Genomic DNA, 21,668 nt, shown 5'->3' with positions numbered 1-21,668 from the left:
ACGAAAAGCAAACATGACCGAACCGAACGAACCTCAAGATCTGCCGACCGGAGATGTTGAAAACAAGGAAGCCGCCAAGCAGGCCGAGCAGGCGAAAGCCAATTCGGAATATGGGGCGAGCGACCTGGAACACCTGTCCGACCTCGAGCACGTTCGCGAACGCCCGAGTATGTACATCGGCGACCGTTCGACCCGTGGTTTTCATCACCTGGTGTACGAAGTGGTCGACAACTCGATCGACGAAGCAATGGCCGAGTTTGCCACGTGCGTGACCGTGACGGTTCACAACGATAACTCGGTCACCGTGGAAGATGACGGCCGTGGTATTCCGGTCGATCGCCACCCGCAGCTTTCCGAACAAGTCGGCCGTGACGTCTCGACCCTGGAAGGGGTGATGACGGTGCTGAAGTTCGGCGGCAAGTTCAGCAAGGGTGCCTACCAGACTTCCGGTGGTTTGCACGGGGTCGGCGTGACCGTGGTGAACTTCCTGTCGGAATGGTGCGAAGTCGAAGTCTATCGCGACGGTTTCGTCTGGCAGCAGGAATATCAACGAGGTGTTCCGCAAGGTCCGGTCCAGAAGGGACAGCCGACCAAGAAGCGTGGAACCAAGACCACCTTCAAGCCTGACGGTCAGATCTTCAACGTCAGCAAGTTCAATCACGACACCCTCGCAAAGCGTCTGCAAGAGCTGGCGTTTTTGAACCAAGGGGTGAGGATTGTCTTCATCGACGATCGAACCAACGATCGGGACGAGTTCCGGTACGAGCAAGGTTTGATCGAATACGTTCAGCACCTCAATCGTGCCACCAATGCCCTGCACGCGGACGTGATCTTCCTGAGTGGTTTCACCGAAGGTGTTGGTTACGAAATCGCTTTGCAGTACAGCGAAGAGTACACCGAAAACCTGCATTCGTACGTGAACAACATCAACACGCACGAAGGTGGTACACACGTCTCCGGGTTCAAGACCGCACTGACCCGAACGCTGAACAACTATGCCAAGAAGGAAAACATGATCAAGGACGTTGCCTTGTCGGGCGACGACTTCCGCGAAGGTTTGACGGCGATCATCAGCACGCGCGTGCCAGAGCCTCAGTTTGAAGGCCAGACCAAAACCAAGTTGGGTAACAGCGAAGTTGAAAGCTATATCAACTCCGCTTTCGGCGAGTTCTTGACCAAGTACCTGGAAGAGAACCCAAAGGTTGCCCGCGTCATCGTCAAGAAAGCGTTGCTGGCCGGTCAGGCTCGTGAAGCGGCTCGTAAGGCTCGCGACCTGCTGCGTAATCGTAAAGACGTGCTCGGCAGCGGCGGTCTTCCTGGCAAGCTGCGTGACTGTATCTCGAAAGAGATGGAGAAGTGCGAACTGTACCTGGTGGAAGGTGACTCGGCCGGTGGTTCGGCCGAAGGTGGTCGCTTGCGAGACTTCCAGGCGATCTTGCCGCTGCGAGGTAAGATCATCAACACGTACAAAGCTCGCGAAGACAAAGTGCTGGCCAACGAAGAAGTTCGCAGCATGTTCCAGGCCATCGGGATTGGAATCGGCCAGGACCAGGACATCAACAAGCGTCGGTACAACAAGGTCGTGATCATGACCGATGCCGACGTCGACGGTTCGCACATTCGTACCTTGCTACTGTCGTTCTTCTATCGCCAGATGAACGAACTGGTATCCGGCGGACACGTCTACGTGGCACAGCCACCCTTGTTCCGCGTGGTGAACAAGAAGAATGTCTGGTACGTGCAGACCGAAGAAGAGATGAAGAATCAGCTTCTCGACAATGGTCTGGCCGATTGTGCGTTCGTTGGCGAAACGGACGAGGTAATCGAAGGCGAGAACATGGAGAAGCTCTGCCGCACGTTGGCTCCGCTGGAAGAAGCGATCGTTGCGTTGGAACGCCGCGGTATCGGCTTGAAGATCCATGCCGTCCGGCAAGACCCTGTTTCTCAAAAACTGCCAGTCTTCCGCGTGGTGCTCGGTCCCGAAGATCACTGGTTCGTGAATAAGAAGGACGTCGATGCCTTTCTGGAAGAGAAGGGTGTCCTGGCGGAACCGGAAAGCACCATTCCCGCAGACGAAAATGTCGTGGAAGGTAGCGTGGTCGAAGCGGAAGAAAAGCCGCAAGAAGAAGTCGATCCAAGCAAGGTCCCGCACATCACCGAAATGCATGAAGTGCGAACCATCAACATCAAGCTGGGCGAACTGAACGAACTTGGCTTTGACATCCAGGCCTTGATTCCGCAGGAACGCACTGGTCGTACCGATTCGCGGTACAAACTGCGTCGCGGTGAGAACGAAACCGGACTGGAAGACCTGCGAGGTCTTCTGGCCGCCGTGCGAAGTGCGGGTGAAAAAGGCCTGCAAGTGACCCGCTTTAAAGGCCTGGGGGAAATGAACGCGGAAGAGCTTCGAGAAACGACGCTCGATCCGCAGAACCGAACCTTGATGCAAGTCACCATGAGCGACGCTTCGGCCGCCGACGATATGTTCCGCATCCTGATGGGTGACAAGGTGGAACCTCGCCGCGAGTTCATCGAGAAGCATGCTCTCGACGTGCGAAACCTCGACGTCTAACGTCGAGCGTTTCATCAGACCAAACGAAAAGAGCCGATTCGACATCGGCTCTTTTTTTATTGTCTATCGTGACCTGCAATTCCCGTTTACGGGGAACGAAGGTCGTCGTCATTGCGGAACTGGTTAATCAGACGCTGCAGTTCGGCAGGCTCCGCTGGCTTCACCAGGTGATGATCGAAGCCGGCATCGGTGGTCCGTTCGCGATCTTCCTGTTGGCCCCAGCCTGTCAAAGCGATCAGTAGGATGTCTTTGCCCCAAGGCTGCTGGCGAATGTAACGAGCCGCCTCGTAACCATTCATCTTCGGCATCCCCAGGTCCATCAAAACGATTTCGGGACGGAATTTCTCGGCCACGTCGATTGCCTGGTGACCATCTTCGGCCGACATCACGGTGTTCCCAAGCATCTTGACCACTTTGCTCAGCATGTCGGCGGCGGCCTTGTTGTCGTCGACCACCAACACCCGATGTTTGCCTCGCTTGAGCGAGACAGAATCGGTCGGAATATCTTCGGGCGGCTTGGGCTGGTTCGCTTCGTTGGTTGGCAGCAAGACCTGAAACTCGCTTCCCTTGCCATGCCCTTCGCTGGTAACCGACACGGTGCCGCCATGCATTTCGACAAGCGACTTGACCAACGTCAATCCGATGCCCAGGCCCGAATAACGACGTTCCATCGAACGATCGATCTGGGTGAACATGATAAAGATATTTTCGATCATCTCAGGCGGAATCCCGATGCCGGTATCTTTGACAATGATCGTCACATGATCCGGATCGGGTTGCGCCAGTGTTAGTGTGATCTTGCCGCCATCAGGCGTATACTTCGCTGCGTTGTTCAGCAGATTCGAGACAACCTGAGCCAGGCGATTCGGATCGGCGTGGAGGGTGATGTCGAGATCGTCGCCGATGATCTCAAGCGTATGCCCAGAATCGTCAATCAGCGGCATCGATGTTTCCACCGCGCTCTCGACAATATCGGTAAGTCTTACTTCCGCTTTTCGTAGATTCAACTTGCCCCGGGTAACGCGCGAAACATCGAGCAAGTCGTCGACTAATGTAATCAACTGCTTGGTCTGGCGTTCCATGGTGGCCCGGGTTTCTTCAATCAACTCGGGATCGTCGTCCGCCATCCGCATCAGTTCCAGACCCATGCGAATCGGAGCCAACGGATTGCGAAGTTCGTGCGCGAGGGTCGCCAGGAATTCGTCCTTCTTGCGATCCGCATCGGAAAGCTGCGCAGCGACGGTACGAAGTTCTTCCTGGATCTCTTGCTGCTCGCTGATGTCGGTGTTGGTGCCAAACCATCGCACGATCTCACCAGCTTCGTTGCGAAGGGGCAAGGCACGGGTCAAAAACGGCCGAACCTTTCCATCCTGACCACGAATCGGCGCGACAACGTCGACTCGTTCTCCGGTTGCGATACTCTTTTCCCAGGCCGCTTTGACGCGGGGAAGTTCGGTCGGATCGAGGTAATCGGTCCAGCCCCATCCCAGGCAATCGTCCAGCGAACCACCGGTATATTGGTACCAGCGATCATTGAACCAATCGACGTAACCATCGGGACGTGTCATCCAGGCCATTTGTGGAATAGCATCGGCCATCTGGAAGAACTCGGCCTGACTTTGTTTCAAAGCAAGTTCGGTCTCGCGTAACTGCGATCGGTCGAGCACGAAACAGATGTATTGGCCGGTTCGATCTTCGACTGGGGTATAGCCCAGCGTAACCGGGACCCGCGAACCATCTTTGGCGATGTATTCTTTGTCGTACGCCGGACAAGCGCCTTCGTTGTCGGCCGTCGCGATGCCTTCGATGTCACGGATCCGGTATTCCGGCGGGGTCATCTCGTACCAACTAAGGCCTTCTTCTTTCCACTCATCTTCCGTGCAATGCAAAATGCGTAACAGTTCGCCGTTGACCTCTATCCAACTGCCGTCCGCGTCGGCCAAACCCACGCCGATGATGTTCGACGACGTAAACTTACGCCAGCGTGCTTCGCGTTCTTTTAGTTCTGCGTTGGCCTTGTTGAGCTGATCGACTCGTTCTTGAACACGCTGTTCGAGGACTTCATTCGCTTCCCGCAGCGCTTTCTCGGCAGCGATGCGAGCATCGATTTCTCGCTGCAGATCTTCTGGCGAACGTAGCGACAAAACTTCCCGAATGTTCATCACGATCGCAACGACGGTGCCCCATGACACGACTGCGGTCGCTAGTTTCAACAGGCCAGACAATCGATAGGCAGGCCACCAGAAAATGACCGCGTCCATCAAATGGGTCAGACCACACAGCAGAATGAAGGCAACGAAAAGCAGAAAGACTTTGCGAAACGGAATGTCTTTACGGCGCGAGGCGAAATAGGCCAACAACGCCGGGATGACGAAGTAGGCCGACCAGATTCCGAGATCGGAAATGATGTGCAGTCTGCCCAGACCAGGCGACCAGGTTCCGCAGTACCAGCGTGCCGGGAAATCGGTCGTATCGAACAGATTCAGAAAGAAATCCATGCAGAACCATCAATAAAGTTACTGCGAGCGCGCAGTACTGGGAAAGATGAATGCCTGCTCATACTTCCCCGAGATTGATGAGGCAGGGTGGAAGGCCCCATTTTACGCAGGTTGTTGGGTTTCAAACAGATCTGATCTGGTGGCTGAGTGGGGGAAAATCCAAATTACGACCGGCGCATGAAAAAAGGACCCTTCCGTGAGAAAGGGCCCCTTTAGGTTACCAACTTGGTCGTATTGGTTTTTACAGTTCAGGACGACCGGTGTCGTCGCCATCGCTTGGGGAGGCCGAATCATCGTTCCCCTTAGCGCTGTTGATCTTGTTGGCGTCCTTTTCCTGGTCCTCGGTCGGAGGAGAAGGGGGGACGATGTTGTTGATGATACGACGTTCAACAACCGTTCCTGGCGGGGTCAAAACACTGTTGGCGGAACCAGCCGGCGTTGGTGCAGCGGCCGCTGGAGCCGGAGCGACATAGACCGGATTGCCATAGGCATCCAGAGGAACTCGCATGGTGACGGTGCGAGGAACGCGCTTGGTGTAGGTGTATTGAACCCACTTTGGCTCGTTCTTCACTTCGGTGACGGTGCTGGTTTCAGCAACCCACTTCTGGACCTTCACCTGGTAAGGTTCGACCCGTTCTTCGTAGACCATACGCGTGGTCGAAACAGGAACCTTACGGACGACTTCTTCCTGAACCCACTTGCAGACCTTCACGGGCACAACGTTCTCGATGCGCTCGACGACCTGCTTTTGAACGGTAACAGGAATCTGCGAGACCTGCTGGACCTGTTCGTAACGAGTGACGTTGTAAGGAATGCGGTTCACTTGGACTTCGTCTTCGTAGCGTACGCGTTGGACCGGCACCTGTTGGGTGACCTGGGTTGGCACGTACTGCGTGACCGGGACCTGCTGAGCAACCACGTTTGGCACGTATTGGGTCACATTGCTGACCGTGCCTGGTTGCTGCTGAGGAATCCAGTGCAGACCTCCACGGTCGTACATGTACTGACCGGTGGCTGGATCCAAGTAAGTCTGGCCGGTGGTCCAACGCAGACGATTACGAACCGCGCCTGGCGTATAGACCTGGCTCGTCTGGTAAGCACCTTGATCGACGTACTGGGTACGGCAAACGGTTTGTGGCTGATACATGGTGACGGTCTGGTTCTGCATCACCGTTTCGGTCACGGGACGACGAACGACCGTCTGCTGATCGTAGTACTGGGTTTCAGTCACCGGGCGAAGGACCGTATTGACCTGTTCGCGCATTTCGGTCTCGTTGACCATGCGAACGCGATCGTAGCTACGATCCTGCATCTGTTCTTCCCACACCGGTTTCATCACGGTGTAGCGTTCTTCACGCTCGGAAGTTTCCGTCACAGGCTTGGCCACGGTGAAGCGGCGTTCGCGCGTTTCGGTTTCCCAGACAGGGCGATACGAGGTCACCTGCTTTGGCACTTCGACCCGGTCATATTCCAGGCGATAGGCAGTGACCGGCTGTTCTTCGTAGACGGTCTGGGTGACGATTTTGTACGACGGGCCACAGCCACCGCAGCTTTGAGCTGCAGCCGGGCTGGCACTCATGCCCAAGGCACTCAGCAGTGCCGGGGCTACGAACACCTTCTTAAGATGAGCGAGTTTCATGGTTCAAGTTTCCTGACCAAGTTGGTTTTCGAATACGACCACCGAGGCCTATCCGCCGACGAAATCCATCTCGCTCCAGATCGGTTCTACTCCCTTAAACGGGGCGCCTCTTCCACGCAGTTGAGTCTGTTTAGACTCGCAAAAATCGTGCTGCCTGGCAAACATTAAAGTTTGCCATTCTGATCGTTTTCAGCTGGAAAAGCATACCTCATCTAGTCTTACAGCGAACGAAATTCTTTCAAGATTTCATATCGAATTGCCGACGAACTAATCCGCTTTTTTGACAAACTGAACGCATTAGGAAAGGTTGCTACCAGCTAGCTTAACCAGAAGGAAAAGTTTACCGAACGCCTCATTCCACCGAGCTGGCTGTTGAGCAACCAGGACGGGCGTTGCGAAAACGCCTCATCCAGACCGTCGCCGCGTACATTTCCCCCGCCGGCACGTTTGGCAATGGTCAAGAACCGCCCACGCTATTTCGCTGGCAGCTACCGCCACCGCTGATAGCGAAGCAGGCCGGTTTGCCACTTTCGATCTTTTCCAGGTCGGCCAATGCTGGAATCTGGACAGTTGGGAGCTTGTCCCGCGTAAGAAGTAGGCCCCGGCTAGCCCTCGGCGGCTACGGCCTGGCGGATCGCTTCCGAGGTGCTCATTGGCTGATGCGGGAACCGGCTCAGGGCCCGGTCGTCACGAACGACCGTTGGGTTCCGCAGGCCTTCAATCAAATGCCGGCCAACATCGGCGCTGGTCGGCGTGACCAACCCTAGCCAGAGACTCGAAAGATAAGGAGTCAAAAGCGGCACACTGATCAGCAATCGTCGCAGGTTTCGCTCCTTGGCATACATCTGAATCAACTGGCCATAGGTCACCACGTCCTGGCTACCAATCTCGAACACTTCACTTCGCTCGGCTGGAAGATCGATCGCCTGGTGGAGGTAGCTCAGAACATCGTCGGTTGCGATCGGTTGCGTCGGTGTTGAAAGCCAACGTGGGCAGATCATCATCGGCAATCGCTGCGTCAGGGAACGAATCAGTTCGTATGACAAGCTGCCCGGTCCCAGCACGATGGAGGCTCGCAGTTCGATCGTCGGGACACCACTGTCTCGGAAGATCTCGCCCACTTCATGGCGGCTGCGAAGGTGCGGTGAAAGTCCAGGGTCGTTGTCGTCCCCAAGGCCACCCAGATAGATGATCCGCGAAACGCCTTCGTCTTGAGCTGCCTTGGCGAAACCTTCCGCCGCGATGCGATCGGTTTGCTGGAAGTCGGTTCCGCTTCCCATGCCATGGATCAAATAGATCGCAACGTCGATACCTTTTAATGCCCGGCGAGCAGTGGGGGCATGTAGTACGTCCCCCTCCACCGTGTCGATCCGATCGCGAAACGACGCGGGGACCCTTCCCCGGTCGCGGACCAGGCAGCGAACCTCGTGCGTTTCGAGGACCCGCGGTATCAATCGGCTCCCGACGTAACCGGTAGCACCGGTCACGAGTACGGTTTTGCGGATCGATCCGGCGGTTTCATCGTCCAGGGGCATCATAGAACTTCGTTTTTTGGCTTATCCAAGTTGCATCAGGTTCGATTCTACGGTTCCCTCGACTAAGCCGGAAACAGTTTCTTCGCTTCTACTACAAACCGCGATGTTCCATTTTTCGTCACCCGATGCCAACACGGTCGAACATTTCCTGGCGCGTCAGCGTCAGCGCAATTTCACGTATTGTCATCAGGGAAAGACCGCGACAACTCCGCCCAGCGGATTTCAGGTCGATCATACGCGGGTGAAGTTGGGGCATGGTATCGAGGTTTTCCGCCAGGCGAAAGAAGCGTTGGGGAAATGGCAACAGTTTGACCTCGGGTGGGTTTCTGCCAATCCCCGCCAAACAGCAATTCGCGAAGGAGAAACTGTCTGCATCGTCGGCAAAGCGGTCGGCATGTATTGGATGAACGCTTGCCGCATTGTGTATGTCATTGACGACGCGATGCACACGCCTCGATTCGGCTTCGCTTACGGGACACTGCCGGCTCATTTGAAGGCAGGAGAAGAACGCTTTCTGGTGGAAATGGATTCTAACGGCGACGTCTGGTACGACATCCTCGCATTTTCTCGGACCAAACGCTGGATGGTCTGGCTGATTCATCCTTACATGCGAAGACTGCAGAAGCAGTTTGGCCGCGATTCGGCTGCCCGGATGAAGCAACTGGTCGCCGATAAATTGCAGCACGCTGCATGATGTTCTGAAGCTCCCAAGTGTCGTGTACGCGTTTTTCCACTGCACTGGGAAGGGTGGGTCAAACTTTTCCGGGTCGGTGGAACGAGTCTGAGACATTCGTAACAATACACTTAGACTTTCGCGCGAGTCTACACGTCGGCAGATAGGTTTCTGTCGACGATCGGAACGACCCAACATCCCTGCAGGAGATGAACGCAACATGAAATCGACCATCCTCAGTCTCACGCTACTGCTACTGGCTATGCCAGGTCTGGTACTTGCTGACGACGCCAAGGCAGACGCCCATGGCGACGCCGACCACGCTGAAATGGCTCACGTGCCAACTTCGGCCGTCGCCGTGCTCGCTTCGACCAGCGGCAGCGACGTGAAAGGGGTGATCATGCTGAAACAGGAAGATGGTTACATCCATCTGACCGGTAAAGTGATCAACCTGGAACCAGGCGAACATGGTTTCCACATCCACGAATTCGGCGATCTGACCAAGGCCGACGGTACCGCCGCCGGTGGTCACTACAATCCAGAAGGGCACGAACATGGTGCCCCTGGTGAACATAGTCACGTGGGCGACCTGGGCAACATCACCGCCGACGAAAGCGGCGAAGCCAAGATCGACGTGAAGGCCAAGGGTGCCAAACTGCACACGATCCTCGGCCGCTCGCTGGTCGTGCATGCCAAGGCTGACGACCTGAAGAGCCAGCCATCGGGTGCTGCTGGTCCACGCGTCGGTGTCGGCGTGATTGGTATCGCCAAGCCAAGTGAGTAATGTCCGGACGACGTGAAAACGTCTCGGAATGATTCGAACGAGGTCCTCGGTTTCCGGGGGCCTCGTTTTTTATGCGCTGTGGCAACCGACCTGCTTAGATCTGCAGATACTCTTCCAACGCTTCACGCATGACGGTCGGATCAGGATCGACGTCGGTCCAGATTTTGAAACCGATCACGCCTTGGTTTACCAACATTCCCAGGCCATCGATCGTCTGACAGCCGGCTTCTTCCGCAGCCAACAGAAACCGCGTCTTGGGTGGATTGAAGATCACATCGGCCACGATCATCGAGTCGCGAAACGATTCGACTTCGACCGGAACCATCGCGCTCGAATCGCACAAGCCAATGCTCGTCGCGTTGATTACGATGTCGGCGTCTTCTGGCAGCTCGTGCGAACCGGTCCAGGGGATCCACTTCGACTCGATGCTGACCTTTTCGTTTAGCAAATTCGCCAGGTCACTGCCTCGCCCGGCATCGCGATTGACGACATCGATCGACGCCACTTTGTTCAGGCCCAACTCCACCGCAATGGCTCGAGCAGCCCCACCGGCACCCAGCAGTACGATCTTCTTACCTTCTGGATCGACCACTTCCTGTAGTGCGGAAACGAAGCCTTTGCCGTCGGTGTTTTCCCCCACGAAGCCATCCTCTTCGAAGTAGATGCAGTTGACGGCACCCATCAGCTCGGCTGCTTCGCTCAGTCGTTTGAGGTGTGGAATCACGGCCACCTTGTGGGGAATCGTAAAGTTGCCACCCCGGAATCCCATCGCTTTCATCCCGGCTACGGCAGCCGGTAGATCTTCAGGAGAAACCTCGAGCGTCAGGTAGCGCCAATCGAGGCCAGCCGCGGCAAAAGCGCGTTCCATCATGAACTGCGATGGATTGCCGGCCACAGGCTGCCCCATGCAGCAGACGATTTCCTGAAGTGATTCGTTGGTCATGGTTTAGCGTGGGAAAGTTGGTTGTGGGTGGGGTGTGTCATAGGGGTAATTTTGCCGAGAGTGGCCCTATTTTGCAACGTTGTTCCTTGAACGGACCTGGACCGAAGCGATATCGGATAACGGAAACAAACCGCACAACCGGACTTTTATGATTGTGATTTTTTAGGAAGCCAATCGAAGGAACAGGTGAAAATTCATTTGGTCCCAATCAGTATGGAGGAATGATTACTCCTGGTCGTTTTCTATTATCCCTATTAGCCGTGGCAAGTATCTGTGTCGACGTCGCCATCGCTGCGAACGTTCATCAGATCGAACCATCGCCAACCATCTTTGGCTGCATGCTGGGATTGGTCCTGGGACAGATTGGCCTGGTCGCCGCCGGCTGGATACGAAGTCCCCGGGCATGGCCTTGGTGGTCGGTTGCCATGCTGAGTTGCCTGGCCATGGGCAGCTTTCTGTTGGGATCGATGGATAAGATTCCGATGCTGCACTGGACGATCGTTCTGGGCGTGTTCGGTTTGCTTAGCGTTGCCATGCCGATGATGTATCGCATGGGCACGCGGGAAGAAAGCCCTCAGTTTTCGCTCTCCGCAATCTTCGCCATCACCACCGCGGCCACGTTTGTTTGCTTTGCCGTACTGCAAAGTGACTTTCCTTGGGAAGAACTACCGATCGCACTGCCAGGCTTGATGGTCTGGAGTTGTCCGGTGATGGTCGTCGCATTAACGTTGTCGGAATCGATCATCGATCGTCAGCGACAACTGGTGATCGGCCTTGGTGCGATTCTCATTATCTCGACAGTCGCGGCGTGGGTGTTGCCGACGCTTTGGAATCGTTTGCCACTGGTCATCGCGTGGGAGAGCTTTTATCTGATGATCGCCGGCATCGTGGCCATTCAAGCGATCGCGAATGACGAAGCGGTTTCTGACCGGCAAGAATCGGTTGGCCCTCAGCTACCTCAGTAACTTATACTGAGGCGATGGATCGTACGCACTTCATTCGGAAACTGTTTCTCGGTGTTTATCTCGCACTGTTTGCCATCAGTGCGTTTCTTTTACCGCCAGCCTATTATGGATTTGAAGTCCTGTTCGGGCTTTCCAGCGGATACCTGGCGATTGTCACGTCGGGCTATGTTCGTCGTGAAAGCAGCCAATCAATGCTCTTCTCGGCCGTGATCGCGGTTTGGGGAAGTTGGTTTCTGTATCGCATTATTCGACTCGGCTCAGGGGATGTGCCTGAGTCGTTGATCAACACGTTTTTCGTCGTAGTGATGTACTGCCTGGTCTGCTTCGGAATCGCTTATTTCGTCCAGTGGCAGGCTGATCGAACGAATCGCCAGGTCACGCTGTTTCAATGCTTTTTGTTGACCGGCGTCGCGGCGATTGTATGCGGCTTCGTCACGATGTTGCCGATCCCTCCGCTCGAACGCGGATCGCAACTGATATATCTGCTACCGGCGTGGATTGGGTGTGGGCTGTTGGCAATTACCGAGCGCACGCGAACGTTCGTCGGGCTGATGCTGCTGGGCCTGGTCTCAGTATTGGTGACGGCAGCGGTGGTCTCTTCGCTGCAAGATCCGCTGCTGGTGTTCGCGTTGGTTCAGTGGCAATTCGTGTTGATCGCTGGCCTGATGGTGATTCACGAAGAACGCATCTGGCAACGCTTCTGGAAAACTAGCTGGGAAGCCACAACGCACCACTCTCGGTCTGAGGCGATGCCTGACCCATGCGACGAGCCTTGATCCGCACGTAGGGTGCGATGTACTTGCTGCGATCTTCAAAACTGCCTGGCTCGGCGTCTTCTTTGGCGTGCAATGGTTCGACCAGGTCTTCGATCACCAGACCGGCGCGGCACATTCCGCCCAGCAGTTGGTCCCAACGATGAAGGTACTCAAGCGTTCCTTCTTCGCGATGACGACTTCCGCGTACTTCCGGTAGTGGACCATCGCGATAATAGGGCTCGGTCAGTTCGTAGCCCCGTTCGCTCCGCTGGATGTCAGCTTGCAGACTGGTGGGCGTTTTGTGTTGGCTGATATAAAGCCCGCCGCTGCATAAGACCTTCGCCACTTCACGAAAGATCGGAGCGACGTCCGGCACATAGCAGGTACTGACCGGATGAATGACGATATCGAAGTCGGCCGGGGCGAACATCGAAAGATCGTCCATGGAAGCTTCGACTGTGCGGAGCTGCAAACCCCGTTCAGACGCGACGCGTCGATCGATTTCGAGCTGAGCCCCGCTGATATCGACCACCGTGACGATGCCACCCGCCGCGGCATATAGCGGACCTTGGCGACCACCACCGGCGGCCAGGCACAAGATTCGTTTTCCGTACAAGCTTTCGCCAAGCCAGCCCCAGCGGTCGACCGTTTTCAGCGGATCTTTGAAGTCCTCTTCTTTCGCCGGCTGGGCGAATCGATGCCCACCCCGAGCCATCCGGTCCCAGGCACCCTGGTTGTGCTTTTTGGCAGGCGAATTGTCGGACGAAGGAACGTTGCTCAACGGATCGATCTCAGCGGAAGGGAAGGGAAGAAACCTGCCTGCCATGGTACTTTCTGGGCCCGATCCCGGGAAGGAGCAGCCGTCGACATCGAGCGTTAATCGGGGTTCGGATGATGATAGTCCCAAGCCGTAGGACGCAGCGTGTTCACCCCAAGTCCGACAACGAGAAGGATTGTGAGGATCCCGATGTCGAACTGAATTTGATCTTCGGGAAACACGAACAGAATCAGCAACATGAGGATCAGCGAGACCCAGGCAACAATCCCGAAGTAGACCTGAACCACCATCGAGGTCAGCTTGTGGGGAATCGCCAGCGCGAGCGTTGCCAACAGACTGATCCCACCGGCCCAAAGCATGCTGATCGCGAACAAGTGGTTGGAACCCCAGTTCTTGTACGCTTCGCTGAACTGAAGCAATCCGATCAACAAACCACAAAGCTGAGCGACCAGGATGCTTTCTGGATAGCCACGGGTATACAGGACGGGCGGCGGTTTGGTTTCAGTCGCCGGCGATTGATACGGATTCTCATCCATGGTCGGAATCCAACAGCCGTTTGACTTCATAAGCCAACACGGTGCCGGCCATCAAGTACGCCCCAGCGAACACAACCCAGACCAGGTCCCGCGTAGAACCTTGCATCCATTGCCACGGAACCCATGCCGCGAGAAACGCACTGATCCCGAAGCAGACCATCATGCTGAACCAGATCCAAAGTCGACCTGGCACGATCAACAGCAGCATACCGGTCGCCATGATGATAAAGCACAGCAGTCCATGGGTCCCGCTTTGACGGACCTGGGCGAAGGTAAAGTGAGCGAATGAGATCAACACGCATAAGAACCAGGCCGCAAACAGCAGTGGAGAAATGGTTCGCCAAGGTTCTTCGGTGGGTGGTTCGACGTTCGTCGAGGGTTCGCGGGGGGATTGAAACGGATTGTCTTCCGGATCTTCCACTGCAGTTATCTCCGGCGCAAGTAATAGTGCGTCGACGTTTGAATCAATAACACCATGATGGCCAGGTAGATCACCAGGGGAGGCACACCAATTACCAGCAGCATCGAGTTCTCGACATAGCCAGCGGTCACCACGCCAACCGATAGAACGGCCATCAGCGTGGCATAGCCAATGCCGCCCAGCCAGGCGATGATCGACGGATACAAAACGAGAAAGCCGATCAAACAGCTTCCGCAGCCAACGATTCCCTGCAGGATGTTGCCTTCGACCAGGCCAACGCCGATATGCAGGAATCCGACAATCGTATACAGCATCCAGATAATCGCGACCAGTGTTGGCATTGCCTTCTGCGCAGCGACGTCGTTTTCGGATTGGATCTCTTCCGAACTGGTCTTGGGAGACTGAAACGGATTTTGTCGCGTCGAATTAGGCATGAACGATTGTTACCAGCGAAAGCCGCACCGGACACAGCGTCGCTGAAGGCACAGTAAATCGTCACCACCGGAGTTGATGTGATGACACGCCGGGCATTCCAAGAGGTGGTATTGTCGCACACGACTGTTTCCCAAGGCCAGAAAAATAGCGACACAGAACGCCGCTTGAATCAGCCCGGAACCAATCGCCAGCATCGGCTTCAGATAGAAAAAAGCCATCAGGCAAAAGCCAGTGGCGGTCATGCCATGAAACAGAAAGTAGTACCGTGCGATCGCCCAGATCGAACTGCTGTGGCGAAGTAGTCCCGACGAGATCGCCAACGTCAGGATTGCCCCCAGCAACAAGCTGAACTGCTGGGCCGTGCTGTGATAACCAATCACGAAGAACTCGAGCACCTGCAGCAGCGTCAGCAACATGCCCAACAAGACTGCCATCGCCAGACCAGCCGGCATCGACGACATCTCGGGCGGCGACTGGTTGTCTCCATGCGGCGAGGTGAACGGATTCGCGTCGGGAGGCTGACTCATGCGTGGTTCTAGTTCTTCCTGTCGATCGGCTACGAAGTATGGATCGCGATCTTCTTGCGAAGGTCGTCGGCAATGCGATCGCCATCTTCCGTCTGCGATCCGATCCCTTTGGCAACGATTGCCAAGGCTTGTTCGACCGACTCGGCATCGGTGCCCCGGGCGACCGACAACCATGCGTAGGCCATCAAGTTGTTCGCTTCGACTCCTTCAGCCGAAACGTACATCATGGCGACGTTGTACATCGCTTTGCCGTTTCCCTGAATGGCCGCCTTTTCATACCAGTGAAACGCTTCGCTGGCGGACTGCTGGACGCCGGCTCCTTCCCGGAGCATTTCGGCCAGGTTGAATTGGGCCGGAGCAAAACCTTGTTCGGCTGCCTGGCGATACCAGTACGCAGCTTGCTCCAGGTCACGATCGACATGTTTTCCAATGTCGTAACAGACCCCTAGCGTCATCTGAGCTTTGACATTGCCTGTCTTCGCGGCATCCAGCATTGCTTCGATCGACATCAGCCAGCGGCCTTTTCAGAGAAGGGATTCGACGAGGTCTCTTCCTGTTATATCAGCTTGCCGCCGAGGCTGCAGAAGAACGAGCTCGGCCGGTTATCGACATCGGCTGACATTCTATCAACCAGTTAATGACAGCCTATCGACGTGATTTCGACAGGTTACCGACCAATTGCCAACAGGTTATCCCCATCCAGTTGTCGACGTAAGTCTGCCAGACGCGAAAATGCATCGACAAACGACAGACAGGCTATCGAGAGATTTTCCACGGTGGCAAACCAGCGTTTCGCACGAGAAAATCAGGGACCAACGCTGGTTTTAGACGGTCTCTTGTAAACCGGTCGTGCGGCGTAAACCATTGGCTTGCGCCGCGACACCTACGGCAAATAGGACGAGAAAAGCGAGCATCGCGAGGGGAGGGGCGACCGGAAGTGTTGCCACAATTGCCCAAGCTCCCACAAGGCTCGACAGAATGATGATCGCCCAGTCCATCAACATCGCGGCGGCGACCCCTCCGATAATCCCTCCGACCAGAATCCACAGCATCGGTGCCGTTTCGGGCGAAGCGTTTTGTCCGAACGCCAACGCCAGGTAAGCGCCGGCGTAGGCACCCCCCAGCGCGAAGGCGACTCGCTGGGCAATCAAGGCAATGACTGCCCCGATCACGCCAACACCGATGGCAATCAGCAGACGCATCATGTCTGGCAGTTCGGAGAAAGCGGATGCGGCAAACTCCCATGCAACGAGAAAGCCCGCCACCGCCACGAACGCCCAGTACAACGAGCGTCCGAAGAACAGCAACACGACTCCCAAGACCGCATGAATCCACGCCATGATTCCATTCTCCGTGACAGTTAAGGGAGGTTGTCTTCGCCAGGGCAACGGTTGGTTTATTAGGCCAACGCTTTTTTCAATGTCTGCATTGTCGCCAATTGACGCTTTTCGACAAATGCTTTTGCCTGGGCAGCCATCGCCTTTGCCTTTTCAGGGTTCTGGGCGATATCGAGGACCGTCGGCACAATTCGACTTTGGTCTTTCGGCGAATCGTGATCGAACAGCCACTGACCCAGGCCAATGTCTTCCCACATGTAGCCCTTGGTGGTCTGCTCTTCCCAGCGGCAAACAACCGCCGGCACGCCATGTCCGATGCACATGATTGGCGAGTGCATCTCGTTGCCGAACAAACCGGCGCTGCGAATATAGACACTGACTGCTTCTCCTGTCAGCCAATAGTCAGGCCGCCAGACAACACGATCGAGAACTTCGGCCGGCAGTTTGTCGTAGATCATCTCTTTGCCGACCGCCATTTGCGTGCGATCTTCCGGGCAAACCAGCACCTTCAAATCGGTCTGCTTGATCACTTCAACAATCGCGTCCCGTAGTGGAGCATGATCGTGCTCTTTCATTTCTTCGTTGCGGGCATGCTTCGCTTCGTCGAACTTGGCGTTCTCTTTGATCGTCCAGTACGGGGTGTAGCGAAGGCGTGGAATGCAGCAGAGGAACTTGCCTTCTTCCAGGTTGTTTTGCTTGAGGAACGCTTCCGCTCGATCGGCATCTCGCAGATCGCAGGCGAACGCGCCATCGGGACCGAACTCCATCACCGGCGATTTGGCTCCCAAGCTCTGGGCCAGTTCCAGCGACTTGCCATCGCGAAAATAGACGAAGGCAGCCTTGTTCAGTACTTCAACTGACTTCTGCATTGCTGCTTCGGAACGAGCCGAGGTCGAAGTCGAAGTCTTCCGCGGGAAGGTGATTCCATAGATCCCATACGGCTTGCCGGTTTCTTGGTCCCATTGAATCAGGTCGCGTTCGGCAACAATCGAAGCGCCAGAACCGTGGAGCAGGAAGTCGCATTCCTGGAAGGCCTGTTTCAGTTCCGGGCTGCCGCGTTTGGCGATCTTCAACTTGGGGAACTCGGTCAGCAGAAGCTCATCCACACCGTTGTCGATGTACGACGGCCATAGCGTGACTTCCGCTTCAGGAAGATGGTCTCGCAGAATTCGCAGGACGCCTGGCGTGTGAGCGATGTCGCCGATGTTGACGGTTTGCCAGGAAGATCGCAGCAAGATACGAGGCGGACGCGAGGCTCCTTCCGCGAAGGTGGATCGTAGTGCCAGACCAAGGCTGGCCAAACCAGTTGTACGAAGAAAGGTGCGTCGCTTCATGAATTCGTGGGATGCTTGAGGGATGATGCAGAAGGGGAGGGGCCAGGCCGAACGAGCGCGCCTGAACCGCTCATTATAGCTGCGACCTCTTCGCCATACCAATTCGCGACCAGGGCACCAATGGATTGCCATTTTCGTTCGAGGTTGCTTCTGGCGAGACAATCTTTGAAGATGACAAGATCAAAGGGATACCGGTCCACCACCAAGTCGAAAGGGAACGCCATGGATGCGAGTCGACGACGATGGCTGCAAGGCCTGGCGGCAACCGCCGCGGTGGGAATTTCGCATTCCGTTGCCTCTTCATTGAAGGCAGACGACCCGCAGCCGGCGGATTCAAAGCCAGGCGAACGGGTCGTGGCCGAGGCGATCGCCGCGTGGGGAGAGCTTCAATCTCGATACCGATCGGCGCAGTACGAGGTGACCGGCAAGGGGATCGTTCATCGACATGGTTTGCAAGATCAGGATGGAAACCTGATCCCGGTCGCAGACTATCATTTTGGGCGTCAGGTGAAGTATGCCATCGATCTGACGCGGCCACGGATCCGCCGGGAAGCGACGCGCGATCTGTTTAACCTTTCGGATCGACGCTTCGAGACCGAGACCCTGCACGACTTGTTCGACGGCAAAGAGTACCAGCAGTATTACCCGGCCCGGCATGCGTTTGATGGCAAGACGGCCAATGCTCGGTATTGGCAGCCAAGGCTAGTGTTGCGAGGGGAGAAACGCTCGCAACTCATCGTGCGGGCAATCGACATTCCATTGTTCTGGAATCATGGCTTGCTGCCGATTGGTTCGCTGAAGCATACAAACTTGTCGATGGCTCCGGCCGCCGATGCCTTCCGTTATGTCGGAGCTGGTCCAGAGCAATTGGGCGACCTGCATATCGTTCGGTTGCCATCGCAGCGGACGACCTGGGAACACTGGCTATCGCCCGATTATGCATGGCTACCGATACGACGCTCGGCATTTCATGAGGGAACCGAGACTTCGCGCCTTACGGTTCAGTACAAGCGCCAGGCTGACGGAACCCCGTTGGCGGAAAGCTGGACGTTGACGACTTTCGGCGTCGACCCAGATGGGAAGCAAACCGTCAGCACTGTCGACCGTTGTCGATTGGCCTCGGCCCGGTTCGATGGGAATCTGGCTGATGTCACTTTCTCGATGGCCCCTGGTCCGGGCATCGATGTCGACGATATTCGCAAGGACTAGCGACTCGTTTCTGCCCGCTTTCTAGGGCCAGCGCACTTCGTTATCGACATCTGTCGACAAACGATCGACGTGCTAGCAACAGGCTACTGACAGCTTACCGACAGGAACCCAACGCCCTATCGACAAGTTATCCCCATTTGGATTCCAGCGGATCGAGGGTGCTAGCAGCGCCCCACTTAGTTCCCTTCGCGGTAAAAGCTTCGTGTGGAAGGGAGCAGCAGGATGACGATGCTGGTCAGATTCAACAGGGCCGCGATTGCCAGCAGGACCAGTTCGATCCAGTGGAAGTCGACCGCTTGATAGGCTGCAAACAGCAGGAAGGTTGCGATCGCCAGGTAGAAGGCAGAGAGGTAAGGGATCGTGGGAAAGCGTCCCGCCAGGATCGCCGCAAAGTTGATCGTCATGAACCCCAGCGCCGCGGGAACGATGCCATAGCGGAAGTAGCCGAGCATCTCGATCGTGCCGGCCGCGAAGGTCAGCCTCCGGGCCCAAACCGGATCGATCTTTGGCCAGGTGATCGGGCCAGAGTCGAGCTGCTGCGGCGAGGCAAACGGGTTGGTGTGCTCGGGCGAATCGGACGAGTTGGGATCGTTTATCGACATCGACTGACATTTCATCGACAAGGATTCGACAGCTTTTCGACAGGTTATCCCCATCACCAACCGCGCATTAAAAAGCCGGACTCGAAAGTCCGGCCTTCTGAATTTCGAAAGTACCCGTGGTGGGTCTTAGTCGAGGAAGCCAACCAGGTCCTGGCTGCGGCTAGGCTGCTGAAGCTTACGAACGGCCTTCGCTTCGATCTGGCGAATACGTTCGCGGGTCACCTTGAAGATGTGACCGACTTCTTCCAGCGTGTAGCTGTAACCATCGCCCAGGCCGTAGCGAAGCTTGATGATCTCGCGTTCGCGGTAGCTGAGGGTCTTCAGCACGCGACCGATGCGACCACGCAGCATTTCCTGAGCAGCACCGTTAGCTGGGCTTTCGGCTTCGCCATCGGGAAGCAGATCGCCGAACTGGCTGTCTTCGCTGTTACCGACAGGGCGGTCGAGCGAGATCGGGTAGCGGCTCATGGCGAGCACGCGGCGAGCTTCTTCCACCGTGGTACCGGCACGACGAGCCGTTTCTTCGATGGTAGGTTCGCGACCCTTTTCCTGCAGCAGCTGACGAGCCACATTCCGGACGCGCGACATCGTTTCGACCATGTGAACCGGGATACGAATCGTACGGCTCTGATCGGCGACGGCACGGGTAATGGCCTGGCGAATCCACCAGGTGGCGTAGGTGCAGAACTTGAAACCACGGCGGTATTCAAACTTGTCGACCGCACGCATCAGGCCGGCATTGCCTTCCTGAATCAGGTCGAGGAAGCTCAGACCGCGGTTCCGGTACTTCTTGGCGATCGAAACCACCAGACGCAAGTTCCCTTCGGAAAGTTCTCGCTTGGCCTGTTGGTATTCCGAATAGATCGTTTTGACGGCCTGGCAGCGACGGTTGAGGCTCTTGGGAGTCTCTTGGGTCGCCATCAGCAGGTTGCGGTATTCAGCCAGCAGTGGCTGACGATCTTCCATCGGGGTGTTGTTTTCTTTGTGGTCGTCCAGGCGAGCCTTCAGCTCGTTGACACGACGACAGAATTCTTCCAACACGCTGATCTTGGCTTCAATTCGCTGGGTACGCAGACCGAGTTCTTCGATCAGCTTCACCACGCGTTGACGGCGGTGCCCAAGACGCTTCCAGGCAGCCGAACGCTTCTCGGCCGAGGCCGACTTGCTGAGGGCCAGGATGTAGTCGCGGCGGTTACGCTTGAGCAGCTTGTCGATCGTGATCAGGTTGACCGGCATACGGCCCATGATCTGATCTTTCTCGAGGCGATCGGTGACCGAGACCTGAACGGTACGGTCAAACGGCAGTTCGCCATCTTGCACGCGCTGGAGGACCTTGAACGAGTCCTGGGCGACATAGTCGCACTCCAACAACAGGCGGCGGAACTTGGCCCGGGTCTGTTCGATCTTGCGAGCGAGGAAGATTTCCTGCTGGCGGGTCAGCAACGGAATCTCGCCCATTTGCGTGAGGTACATACGGACCGGGTCATCGGACCAGGTTTCACTGTCCTCGCTGAACTCATCGGACGAATCATCTGCCGAATCGTTCGACATATCGTCCGTGGTTATCATTCGCTCGTCATCGGAATCATCCATCACATCGACGGCAGCATCGTCGAAGCTACGGGGCCGTACACGAGCATCATCATCTTCGAAATCGTCAATCAACGAATCGTACAACATATCACTCCTTCACTCGCCAAAGTGAGGCCGGTGTTCTTCTGGTTTAACCCATGGGTGACGGGAAAAGTTTTGGTGGTCATCCCGCCGATTCCACATGTTTTTTTATGCGGCATTCATTGCGAGGAAAAACTTCGCAAGTCTACCACCAAACATATGGACAACTGCCATCCGTGGATATTTGGAAAGAGATTACCTTTGAGTTGTGCGTGCGGCCCGCTTAGCTTGCCCAATCCTGAAAGTTTTGTGCTGAGCCATAGCGGAGATCGCTTATCTTGCGATCCTCTCGCGGCATCGAAGCAGCTAACGGACATGGCCGGCGGCAACGCGCGACGTTCAGTTGGTAATCCGTGCCCCTTTCCAATCCAGATGCAAGTCCTCTCTTGCAACTGAGCGACGCAGCTTCATGCTGTGTCGAAGAATCACTCTAACCCTTGCTTATGACCAG

Annotated in this window: 20 protein-coding genes; 6 read left to right on the top strand and 14 right to left on the bottom strand. The window is 56.0% G+C overall.

The features are described 5' to 3' along the window. The first annotated feature begins 13 nt into the window (after positions 1-13). Positions 14-2,572, top strand: a complete 2,559-nt coding sequence (locus ABD890_RS11835; RefSeq protein ID WP_345089190.1) for a DNA gyrase subunit B — start codon at positions 14-16, stop codon at positions 2,570-2,572. Between the two features lie 86 nt (positions 2,573-2,658). Here ABD890_RS11835 and ABD890_RS11830 read toward each other — a convergent pair whose 3' ends face one another. The 3 genes from ABD890_RS11830 to ABD890_RS11820 all read right to left on the bottom strand — a co-directional run bounded on the left by ABD890_RS11830 (position 2,659) and on the right by ABD890_RS11820 (position 8,247). Further along, the gene (locus ABD890_RS11830; protein WP_345089188.1) at positions 2,659-5,070 is read right to left on the bottom strand and encodes a PAS domain-containing hybrid sensor histidine kinase/response regulator; all 2,412 of its coding nucleotides are present in this window, start codon (positions 5,068-5,070) and stop codon (positions 2,659-2,661) included. A 241-nt stretch (positions 5,071-5,311) separates the two neighbouring features. Continuing rightward, positions 5,312-6,709 (bottom strand): hypothetical protein, encoded by a 1,398-nt coding sequence (locus ABD890_RS11825; RefSeq protein WP_345089185.1) that lies wholly within the window; start codon positions 6,707-6,709, stop codon positions 5,312-5,314. A gap of 605 nt (positions 6,710-7,314) precedes the next feature. Next, positions 7,315-8,247, bottom strand: coding sequence for an NAD(P)H-binding protein (locus ABD890_RS11820; RefSeq protein ID WP_345089182.1), 933 nt, complete (start codon positions 8,245-8,247; stop codon positions 7,315-7,317). Positions 8,248-8,347: 100 nt separating this feature from the next. On the opposite strand from ABD890_RS11820, the gene ABD890_RS11815 reads away from it, so the two are divergent. Together ABD890_RS11815 and ABD890_RS11810 are read left to right on the top strand one after the other, a co-directional pair. Continuing rightward, the gene (locus ABD890_RS11815) at positions 8,348-8,938 is read left to right on the top strand and encodes a DUF1990 domain-containing protein (protein ID WP_345089180.1); all 591 of its coding nucleotides are present in this window, start codon (positions 8,348-8,350) and stop codon (positions 8,936-8,938) included. Between the two features lie 199 nt (positions 8,939-9,137). Continuing rightward, positions 9,138-9,701: a superoxide dismutase family protein gene (locus ABD890_RS11810; RefSeq protein ID WP_345089177.1), complete on the top strand. Its 564-nt coding sequence runs from the start codon at positions 9,138-9,140 to the stop codon at positions 9,699-9,701. A gap of 94 nt (positions 9,702-9,795) precedes the next feature. Here ABD890_RS11810 and aroE read toward each other — a convergent pair whose 3' ends face one another. Further along, positions 9,796-10,644, bottom strand: coding sequence for a shikimate dehydrogenase (aroE, locus tag ABD890_RS11805; protein ID WP_345089174.1), 849 nt, complete (start codon positions 10,642-10,644; stop codon positions 9,796-9,798). 221 nt (positions 10,645-10,865) lie between these two features. Between aroE and ABD890_RS11800 the strand changes: the two genes are divergently transcribed. Both ABD890_RS11800 and ABD890_RS11795 read left to right on the top strand, forming a co-directional pair. Continuing rightward, the gene (locus ABD890_RS11800; protein WP_345089172.1) at positions 10,866-11,609 is read left to right on the top strand and encodes a hypothetical protein; all 744 of its coding nucleotides are present in this window, start codon (positions 10,866-10,868) and stop codon (positions 11,607-11,609) included. Between the two features lie 14 nt (positions 11,610-11,623). Beyond that, positions 11,624-12,385, top strand: a complete 762-nt coding sequence (locus ABD890_RS11795; RefSeq protein ID WP_345089169.1) for a hypothetical protein — start codon at positions 11,624-11,626, stop codon at positions 12,383-12,385. On the opposite strand, the gene ABD890_RS11790 is transcribed toward ABD890_RS11795, so the two are convergent. From ABD890_RS11790 to ABD890_RS11755, 8 genes are all read right to left on the bottom strand, one after another. Continuing rightward, positions 12,318-13,190, bottom strand: coding sequence for a class I SAM-dependent methyltransferase (locus tag ABD890_RS11790; protein WP_345089166.1), 873 nt, complete (start codon positions 13,188-13,190; stop codon positions 12,318-12,320). The two genes, ABD890_RS11795 and ABD890_RS11790, sit on opposite strands and share 68 nt — an antisense overlap. Positions 13,191-13,240: 50 nt before the next feature. Continuing rightward, positions 13,241-13,678, bottom strand: coding sequence for a hypothetical protein (locus tag ABD890_RS11785; RefSeq protein WP_345089163.1), 438 nt, complete (start codon positions 13,676-13,678; stop codon positions 13,241-13,243). Then, positions 13,671-14,099, bottom strand: coding sequence for a hypothetical protein (locus ABD890_RS11780; protein ID WP_345089160.1), 429 nt, complete (start codon positions 14,097-14,099; stop codon positions 13,671-13,673). Before ABD890_RS11780 ends, ABD890_RS11785 begins: the two co-directional genes overlap by 8 nt. Positions 14,100-14,104: 5 nt before the next feature. Continuing rightward, on the bottom strand, positions 14,105-14,533 hold the full coding sequence (locus ABD890_RS11775) for a hypothetical protein (protein ID WP_345089157.1): 429 nt from the start codon (positions 14,531-14,533) through the stop codon (positions 14,105-14,107). A gap of 9 nt (positions 14,534-14,542) precedes the next feature. Then, positions 14,543-15,061 (bottom strand): hypothetical protein, encoded by a 519-nt coding sequence (locus ABD890_RS11770; protein WP_345089154.1) that lies wholly within the window; start codon positions 15,059-15,061, stop codon positions 14,543-14,545. Positions 15,062-15,090: 29 nt separating this feature from the next. After that, positions 15,091-15,570, bottom strand: coding sequence for a tetratricopeptide repeat protein (locus ABD890_RS11765; RefSeq protein ID WP_345089151.1), 480 nt, complete (start codon positions 15,568-15,570; stop codon positions 15,091-15,093). Positions 15,571-15,885: 315 nt separating this feature from the next. Next, positions 15,886-16,401, bottom strand: a complete 516-nt coding sequence (locus tag ABD890_RS11760; RefSeq protein ID WP_345089148.1) for a TM7S3/TM198-like domain-containing protein — start codon at positions 16,399-16,401, stop codon at positions 15,886-15,888. Positions 16,402-16,460: 59 nt separating this feature from the next. After that, positions 16,461-17,732 (bottom strand): polysaccharide pyruvyl transferase family protein, encoded by a 1,272-nt coding sequence (locus ABD890_RS11755; RefSeq protein ID WP_345089145.1) that lies wholly within the window; start codon positions 17,730-17,732, stop codon positions 16,461-16,463. Between the two features lie 222 nt (positions 17,733-17,954). Between ABD890_RS11755 and ABD890_RS11750 the strand changes: the two genes are divergently transcribed. Then, complete coding sequence (locus ABD890_RS11750) at positions 17,955-18,941, top strand: hypothetical protein (RefSeq protein ID WP_345089142.1); 987 nt, start codon at positions 17,955-17,957, stop codon at positions 18,939-18,941. 176 nt (positions 18,942-19,117) lie between these two features. Here the strand turns inward: ABD890_RS11750 and ABD890_RS11745 are convergent, their stop codons facing one another. Together ABD890_RS11745 and ABD890_RS11740 are read right to left on the bottom strand one after the other, a co-directional pair. Continuing rightward, complete coding sequence (locus tag ABD890_RS11745) at positions 19,118-19,543, bottom strand: hypothetical protein (RefSeq protein ID WP_345089139.1); 426 nt, start codon at positions 19,541-19,543, stop codon at positions 19,118-19,120. Positions 19,544-19,669: 126 nt separating this feature from the next. Next, positions 19,670-21,220, bottom strand: a complete 1,551-nt coding sequence (locus ABD890_RS11740; protein WP_373356121.1) for a sigma-70 family RNA polymerase sigma factor — start codon at positions 21,218-21,220, stop codon at positions 19,670-19,672. Positions 21,221-21,668 lie beyond the last annotated feature (448 nt).

Origin of the sequence: Bremerella cremea, assembly GCF_039541315.1 — a bacterium.
Classification (GTDB): domain Bacteria; phylum Planctomycetota; class Planctomycetia; order Pirellulales; family Pirellulaceae; genus Bremerella; species Bremerella cremea.
Note: the sequence above shows the minus strand (reverse complement) of the source record. Positions and strands in the feature narration are given on the sequence as shown.